Below are 7,553 nucleotides of genomic sequence, written 5' to 3'. Positions count from 1 at the left end.
CGCGCTCGGACAAGGTGGGTGGGGATTGTTTTTGTGTACAAGAGACAGCCTCTCCACCGCAGCCGGGCGGACCTTCACGAAGGTCCGCCCGGCTGCTTTCGAGGACTCGCTCCCGCCCCATCAGGCCCGCCCGGCGATTGAGGGCAACACCCCAGCCGGTCCGGCGCATGAGGAGCACACGCCCCGGACGCACACCGGCCACCCGCACCCCGGGCGCCCGCCCCTACCGCGCCCGCTCCTCCACATACGCGTTGTACGCGGCAACCTGCGCCCGCCGAGCCACCCGCTCCACCGGCCGCAACGCCTCGCCCCGCGCCGCCATCTCCGACGCACTCACCGCTCCGCCGTGCCCGTTCTCGTACGCCACCGAGACCAGCAGCCCCACCCGCTGCGCCAGCTCCAGCACCCGTACCGCCCGGGGCGGATACCCCGGAGCGAGCACCTCGCGCCCCCGCTCCGCCCGCGCCCGGTACGCGTCGACCGCGGCCTCGGCCACCGGCCCGGACCCGGCCACGTCGAGCCGCGACAGCACCTCCGTCGCATCCCGCAACGCCTCGGCCAGCTCCCGCTCCGCCTCGCCCAGCGACGGCACATCGGCCGGCGGCGCCTCCCGTACTGCCAGGCAGTGCCACGCCACGACGACATGAAGGTCCCCGGCGGGCCCCGACTCACGCACCTCGGGCACCAGCCCGAACGGCGCGCCGTAGGTCACCACGGCCTCCTCGGCCTCCAGCGCCCTGGCATTGAACTCCGCAGGGCCGCTGAGCCCCAGCGGATGCCCGGGGGCGGGCAGCGCGACCCGGAAACCGGTCACCCCGAGCCCCCGCAGCCGCCCCAGGGCGAGAGTGAGGCCGACCGGCCCCGCCTCGCCCGGCAGCCCCTCGACGCGGTGCACCGCGTCGTCCCCGACGATGGCGAGCGCCGCGTCGTCCGGCGAAACGAGTCCGGCAAGCAGCGCATTGCCCCAAGCGGCCAGCAGCCCTGAGCGTGGTTCCGAAAGCATGGCAACAGCCTAAGGGCCGTCCCGTAACCCCTGGCGGGCGCGCGACGACGGGCCCAGCGCCCGAGGTACTCGTGCAGTGGCGTAGGTTTTCCCTGGGAGCTGTGCCCACAGGCACGCGACGATCACGAAACTGCATGGGGAGACAACGCGCTCATGAGCGATGTACTGGAGCTGGTGGACGTATCCGTGGTCCGCGACGGACGCGCTCTGGTGGAAGACGTCTCCTGGTCGGTCAAGGAGGGGGAGCGCTGGGTCATCCTCGGCCCCAACGGCGCCGGGAAGACCACCCTCCTCAACGTCGCGTCCAGCTACCTCTTCCCCACCAAGGGCACGGCCACGGTCCTCGGCGAGCAGCTCGGCGGCGTCGGCACCGACGTCTTCGACCTCCGCCCCCGCATCGGGATCGCGGGCGTCGCCATGGCGGAGAAGCTGCCCAAGCGCCAGACGGTCCTGCAGACGGTGCTCACCGCCGCCTACGGCATGACCGCCACCTGGAACGAGAACTACGACAAGGTCGACGAGGACCGCGCCCGCGCCTTCCTCGACCGGCTCGGCATGACCGACTACCTGGAGCGGAAGTTCGGCACCCTCTCCGAGGGCGAGCGCAAGCGCACTTTGATCGCCCGCGCGATGATGACCGACCCCGAGCTGCTGCTCCTCGACGAGCCCGCCGCCGGTCTCGACCTCGGCGGCCGGGAAGACCTGGTCCGCCGTCTCGGACGGCTGGCCCGCGACCCGTACGCCCCCTCCATGATCATGGTCACCCACCATGTCGAGGAGATCGCCCCCGGCTTCACCCACGTCCTGATGATCCGTCAGGGCAAGATTCTCGCCGCGGGCCCCATGGAGACCGAGCTCAGCTCCCGCAACCTCTCCCTCTGCTTCGGCCTGCCCCTCGTCGTCGAGCACCAGGGCGACCGCTACACCGCCCGCGGACTGCCGCTCGGCTAGGGGGCTTTCGGCCCTCCCGCGCAGGCGCCCGGCGGCTGCGCCCTGTCGGCGGAGGCGCCCACGGCCATACGATGGCCGGGTGGACATCATCGATGCATGGGTGTGGTGGCTGATCGGCGCGGTGGGACTGGGCATCCCGCTCGTCCTGACCGCGATGCCCGAGTTCGGCATGTTCGCCGTCGGGGCGGTTGCCGCAGCGGTCGTCGCGGCGCTCGGTGGCGGAGTCGTGGCCCAGGTCCTGGTCTTCGTCATCGTCTCGGTGGCGCTGATCGCGGTGGTCCGCCCCATCGCCAACCGGCATCGCTCGGACCGGCCCCATCTGGCCACCGGAATAGACGCGTTGAAGGGCCGTCAGGCCGTCGTCCTGGAACGGGTCACCGGAGACGGCGGGCGGATCAAGCTGGCCGGCGAGATCTGGTCGGCGCGCGCCCTCGACGCGGAACTGAGCTACGAACCGGGGCAACAGGTCGATGTCGTCGACATCGACGGGGCCACGGCCGTCGTCATGTGACCGAACAGCCCACGCGGCAGAGCCCGTTCTGCCAGACTCGATGTCGATCATCATGAGAACCGGACCGGCAGCACAATCGGCCTGACCCACGGACCCTCATACGATCCCGACCTCGATCATCGCGATCCGCCGGCAACCGAAGGGCACGAGGAAAACGATGCAACCGATCATCATCGTTCTGATCATTCTGGTGGTGCTCGTCTTCATCGCTCTGATCAAGACGATCCAGGTCATCCCACAGGCCAGCGCCGCCATCGTGGAGCGTTTCGGCCGGTACACCCGCACCCTCAACGCAGGCCTGAACATCGTCGTCCCGTTCATCGACTCCATCCGGAACCGGATCGACCTCCGTGAACAGGTCGTGCCCTTCCCCCCGCAGCCGGTGATCACCCAGGACAACCTGGTCGTCAACATCGACACGGTCATCTACTACCAGGTGACCGACGCCCGGGCGGCGACGTACGAAGTGGCCAGCTACATCCAGGCCATCGAACAGCTCACCGTCACCACGCTCCGCAACATCATCGGCGGCATGGACCTGGAGCGGACGCTGACCTCCCGTGAGGAGATCAACGCCGCGCTGCGCGGAGTCCTCGACGAGGCCACCGGCAAGTGGGGCATCCGCGTCAACCGCGTCGAGCTGAAGGCGATCGAGCCGCCCACCTCCATCCAGGACTCGATGGAGAAGCAGATGCGCGCCGACCGTGACAAGCGCGCCGCGATCCTCCAGGCCGAAGGAACGCGCCAGTCCGCGATCCTCACCGCGGAGGGCGAGAAGCAGTCCGCGATCCTGCGCGCCGAGGGCGAGGCCAAGGCCTCCGCCCTGCGCGCGGAGGGCGAGGCCCAGGCGATCCGCACGGTCTTCGAGTCCATCCACGCGGGCGACCCCGACCAGAAGCTCCTCTCCTACCAGTACCTCCAGATGCTGCCGAAGATCGCCGAGGGCGACGCCAACAAGCTCTGGATCGTGCCCAGCGAGATCGGCGACGCACTCAAGGGCCTCAGCGGCGCCTTCGGGAACCTCGGCAACGGTGGTATGCCCGGCTTCAACACCGGCGACTCCGGCAAGGAGCGTCGAGAGCAACCCCCGGTCGACTGACGTGTACACCTCCTCGTGCATGATCGGTGCACCAAAGACCGATCACGCACGGGGGATCCGGGATGACCATCTGGGAGATGCTCGCCGTCTTCGCCGCGGGCATCAGCGCGGGCACGATCAACACGATCGTCGGCTCGGGCACGCTGATCACCTTCCCGGTCCTGCTCGCCACCGGCCTGCCCCCGGTCACCGCCACCGTCTCCAACGCACTCGGACTGATCCCCGGCTCCATCAGCGGCGCGATCGGCTACCGCAAGGAGCTCGAAGGGCAGCGCCCACGCGTCCTCAAGCTCGCCGTCGGCGCCCTCGTCGGCGGCCTGACCGGGGCCACCCTGCTGCTGGCACTGCCCTCCACGGCCTTCGAGACCATCGTCCCGATCCTGGTGGCCCTGGCCCTCGTCCTGGTCATCCTGCAACCGAGCATCAGCAAGGCGGTCCAGCGCCGACGCGAACACACCGGCACCACCGCCCGCCCCGACGGCGGTCCGCTGCTCTTCGTAGGCCTGATGCTCGCCAGCGTCTACGGCGGCTACTTCACCGCCGCCCAGGGGATCATCTACCTCTCCCTGATGGGCATGCTGCTCGACGACACCATGCAGCGGCTCAACGCCGTGAAGAACGTGCTGGCCGCCGTCGTCAACAGCATCGCGGCGCTCTTCTTCCTCTTCGTCGCGGACTTCGACTGGACCGCCGTCGTACTGATCGCGGTCGGCTCCGCGCTGGGCGGCCAGATCGGCGCCAAGGTCGGCCGCCGTCTGAGCCCCGTCGTCCTGCGCGCCCTCGTCGTCACCGTCGGCACGGTCGCGATCGTCCAACTGCTGCTCCGCTGACGCACGGAGGCCCGCCTCCGCATGGAGACGGGCCTCGGCTACGGCACAGGGCGTACGGCGGCTACGCCGCGGACTGCGCGAGCCACTCCGGCAGCGCCGACCGGTCAGTGGCTCCCAGAGCCAGCAGCATCGCATCCGCCGGAGACGGTACGAACGGCTGCCGCAACAGCGGCATCCCCGCCTGCTCCGGCGTACGGGCCGCCTTGCGGTGGTTGTCCTCGGCACAGGAGGCCACGGTGTTCAGCCAGGTGTCCTGACCCCCCTGGGCGCGCGGCACCACATGGTCGACGGTGCTCGCACGCCGCCCGCAGTACGCGCACCGGTGCTGGTCCCGGATTAGCACACCCCTTCTGGACCAAGGGGCCTGTCTTCGGAACGGCACCCGTACGTACCGGCAGAGCCTGATCACCCGGGGCACCGGAATATCCACGGCGGCACCGCGCATACGGAGGCCGGGATGCGACTGCTCGACGACGGCCTTGTCCTGCAGGATCAGCACCACCGCACGATTCAGCGTCACCGTCGACAGCGGCTCGAAGCTCGCATTCAGCACCAGCGTGTCCCGCATCCCGCCCACCTCCCGTGTGCCGCCCGCCGCCTGGCAGGCCCGGATCAACTCTGGCCGGGCAGGCCGCAATGGACAACGCAATAAAAAGTGCCCTGCCCTGATCTCTCCAGGACCAGGGCAGGGCAAACAGGGGGGAACTATCGACTTTGCGGGCTTCAGGCAGGCTCGGCGTACTCACCGATCAGCTGGGCGCGGCCCAGCGTGTGGAAGCGCAGGTTGAAGCCGACCACGGCCGGTGACGCTTCGCTGTCCGGCCCGAGCTTCTCGCTGTCGACCGCGTACACGGTGAACACATACCGGTGATTCTCGCCGGGCGGCGGCGCGGCACCGCCGAAGTCCTTGGACCCGTAGTCGTTACGGACGTGCACGGCGCCCGGGGGCAGCCCCTCGAACTTCCCGCTGCCCGCACCCGCCGGCAGCTCCGTGACCGACGCCGGGATGTCGAAGAGCACCCAGTGCCAGAACCCGCTGCCCGTGGGGGCATCCGGGTCGAAGCACGTGACGGCGAAACTCTTCGTCCCCGCCGGGAACCCCTCCCACCTCAGCTGCGGCGAGGTGTTCCCCGCCGCCTGCACCTGTGCGTCCGCAAGCACGGCCCCCGGCGCGAGGTCCGCGCTCACCACGGTGAACGAGGGGACCTCGGGATGGAAGTCGTGCGGCAACGGCGCCCTCTTCGGCTCGGTCACGTCAGCACCTCTCCTGTAGCGGTTCCGGTGTCAGCAGGTATCCCCACCGACCCTAGAGCCTGGCCCTAGAGCCAGTTGCGCTGACCGCCGACCTGGGCGAGCCACTGGTTCAGGTACGCCGCCCAGTCGGTCCCCTGGAAGTCGTTGAGACCCACCTTGAACGCGCGATAGGAGTCGCTGCCCTCACTGAAGAGCCCGGGCTTCTTGTCCATCTCCAGCACGACGTCCATCTCGCGGTCGTCCGCGACGAACGTCAGCTCGACCTGGTGGAGCCCGCGGTACTGCGACGGCGGGTGGAACTCGATCTCCTGGTAGAAGGGCAGCCGCTGGCGCGTACCGCGGATGTGACCGCGCTCCATGTCGGCGCTGCGGAAGCCGAAGCCCAGCTGCCCGAAGGCGTCGAGGATGGCCTGCTGCGCGGGCAGCGGGTGCACGTTGATGGGATCCAGGTCTCCGGAGTCCAGCGCGCGGGCGATCTCCAGTTCCGTGGTCACACCGATGTTCATGCCGTGCAAGTGCTGACCGGCGAACATCGTGATCGGCGTCTCCCAGGGGATCTCGAGCCCGAACGGGACGACGTGCACCGCTCCCGCCCGCACGTCGAGAGCGCCGCCGAGACGCAGCTTCGTGAACTCGATGTCCCGCTTGGTCTCCTGGTCCTGGCCCTCGACCTCGACCCGGGCCTGCAGGCCGACGGAGAGCCCCTCGACATGCTGGTCCACGGATCCGCCCTGGATCCGCACCTCACCCTGGACGACCCCACCCGGTACGACGTTGAGCTCGGTCAGCTCCGTCTCCACCGAGGCACCGCCGGCACCCATGCTCGCGAGCAGCCGCTTGAAGCCCATGTTTACTCCTCCTTGGTCCTGACCACTACATACGCGCGATGGCCGTAGTCGGTTCCCGGTAGCCTCGGATTTCATGATCGAGGGCCAGGACCGTAAGCCGCTCACGCGGGACTTCTTCGACCGCCCCGTACTGGACGTGGCGCCGGATCTACTGGGCCGGACGCTGGTCCGCAGTACCCCGGAGGGGCCGATCGAGCTGCGCATCACCGAGGTGGAGGCGTACGCGGGAGAGATCGACCCCGGATCGCACGCCTTCCGCGGCCGGACCCGGCGCAACAACGTGATGTACGGACCGCCCGGACACGCATACGTCTACTTCACCTACGGCATGTGGCACTGCCTGAACCTGGTGTGCGGGCCGGAGGGGATGGCGAGCGGGGTGCTCCTCAGGGCCGGAGACATCCATACGGGCGCCGACCTCACCCGCAAACGTCGAGTCTCGGCCCGAAACGACCGAGAACTGGCCAAAGGGCCGGCCCGGCTCGCGACGGCCCTGGACGTCGACCGCGCGCTCGACGGCACCGACGCCATCGCCCACCCGGGTGCCGTCCTCTCCGTACTCCACGGCACCCCTCCACCCCGCGACCAGGTACGCAGCGGCCCGCGAACCGGAGTGGGGGGTGACGGAGCCACCCATCCCTGGCGATTCTGGGTCGACGGAGACCCCACGGTGAGCCCGTACCGAGCACACGTACCTCGCCGTAGGTCAACTTGACTCGCCCGTACGGGGCCCCTAATGTAGTCCGAGCCGCTTGACACGGGTACAGCCAACGGTTTGGTCCATCGGACCTCATGCCGGGCCACTCGAAGCAGCCAACCACTACCTACGATTCACCCCAGCGGGTGCGAATTTCGGCATGCCGAAATTCAGTCCATCGACTCGATTATGAGTCACCGGGGGAATCGGCTAAAGTAGTGAACACGCCGAAAGGGAAAGCGCGAAAGCGAATTCCTGGAAAGCGATCCCGCTTCGACCGGGAATCGGACACGAAAGAGTCTGATAGAGTCGGAAACGCAAGACCGAAGGGAAGCGCCCGGAGGAAAGCCCGCAGGGGTG

At 68.9% G+C, this 7,553-nt stretch carries 9 protein-coding genes; 5 read left to right on the top strand and 4 right to left on the bottom strand.

Annotated features, from left to right (window positions below):
* Positions 1-223: 223 nt before the first annotated feature.
* A complete protein-coding gene (locus ACFVW8_RS37645) occupies positions 224-1,003 on the bottom strand; it encodes a hypothetical protein (RefSeq protein WP_389698294.1) in 780 nt (259 codons plus the stop codon).
* A gap of 153 nt (positions 1,004-1,156) precedes the next feature.
* Between ACFVW8_RS37645 and ACFVW8_RS37640 the strand changes: the two genes are divergently transcribed.
* From ACFVW8_RS37640 to ACFVW8_RS37625, 4 genes are all read left to right on the top strand, one after another.
* Positions 1,157-1,954 (top strand): ABC transporter ATP-binding protein, encoded by a 798-nt coding sequence (locus ACFVW8_RS37640; RefSeq protein WP_389698292.1) that lies wholly within the window; start codon positions 1,157-1,159, stop codon positions 1,952-1,954.
* Between the two features lie 79 nt (positions 1,955-2,033).
* Positions 2,034-2,465, top strand: coding sequence for an NfeD family protein (locus ACFVW8_RS37635; protein ID WP_389698290.1), 432 nt, complete (start codon positions 2,034-2,036; stop codon positions 2,463-2,465).
* A 157-nt stretch (positions 2,466-2,622) separates the two neighbouring features.
* The gene (locus tag ACFVW8_RS37630) at positions 2,623-3,564 is read left to right on the top strand and encodes an SPFH domain-containing protein (RefSeq protein WP_389698288.1); all 942 of its coding nucleotides are present in this window, start codon (positions 2,623-2,625) and stop codon (positions 3,562-3,564) included.
* Between the two features lie 62 nt (positions 3,565-3,626).
* Entirely contained in the window at positions 3,627-4,394 is a 768-nt protein-coding gene (locus ACFVW8_RS37625) for a sulfite exporter TauE/SafE family protein (protein ID WP_389698286.1), read from the top strand.
* A 61-nt stretch (positions 4,395-4,455) separates the two neighbouring features.
* On the opposite strand, the gene ACFVW8_RS37620 is transcribed toward ACFVW8_RS37625, so the two are convergent.
* From ACFVW8_RS37620 to ACFVW8_RS37610, 3 genes are all read right to left on the bottom strand, one after another.
* Positions 4,456-4,962 carry an HNH endonuclease gene (locus ACFVW8_RS37620; protein ID WP_384136143.1) on the bottom strand — a complete coding sequence of 169 codons (507 nt, stop codon included), beginning with the start codon at positions 4,960-4,962 and terminating at the stop codon, positions 4,456-4,458.
* Positions 4,963-5,117: 155 nt separating this feature from the next.
* Positions 5,118-5,648: a YbhB/YbcL family Raf kinase inhibitor-like protein gene (locus tag ACFVW8_RS37615; RefSeq protein ID WP_389698284.1), complete on the bottom strand. Its 531-nt coding sequence runs from the start codon at positions 5,646-5,648 to the stop codon at positions 5,118-5,120.
* A 65-nt stretch (positions 5,649-5,713) separates the two neighbouring features.
* Complete coding sequence (locus tag ACFVW8_RS37610; RefSeq protein WP_389698282.1) at positions 5,714-6,496, bottom strand: sporulation protein; 783 nt, start codon at positions 6,494-6,496, stop codon at positions 5,714-5,716.
* Positions 6,497-6,569: 73 nt separating this feature from the next.
* On the opposite strand from ACFVW8_RS37610, the gene ACFVW8_RS37605 reads away from it, so the two are divergent.
* Entirely contained in the window at positions 6,570-7,211 is a 642-nt protein-coding gene (locus ACFVW8_RS37605; protein ID WP_389698280.1) for a DNA-3-methyladenine glycosylase, read from the top strand.
* The last annotated feature ends 342 nt before the right edge of the window (positions 7,212-7,553 follow it).

It is taken from the genome of Streptomyces sp. NPDC058221, from assembly GCF_042882365.1.
GTDB lineage: Bacteria > Actinomycetota > Actinomycetes > Streptomycetales > Streptomycetaceae > Streptomyces.
Note: the sequence above shows the minus strand (reverse complement) of the source record. Positions and strands in the feature narration are given on the sequence as shown.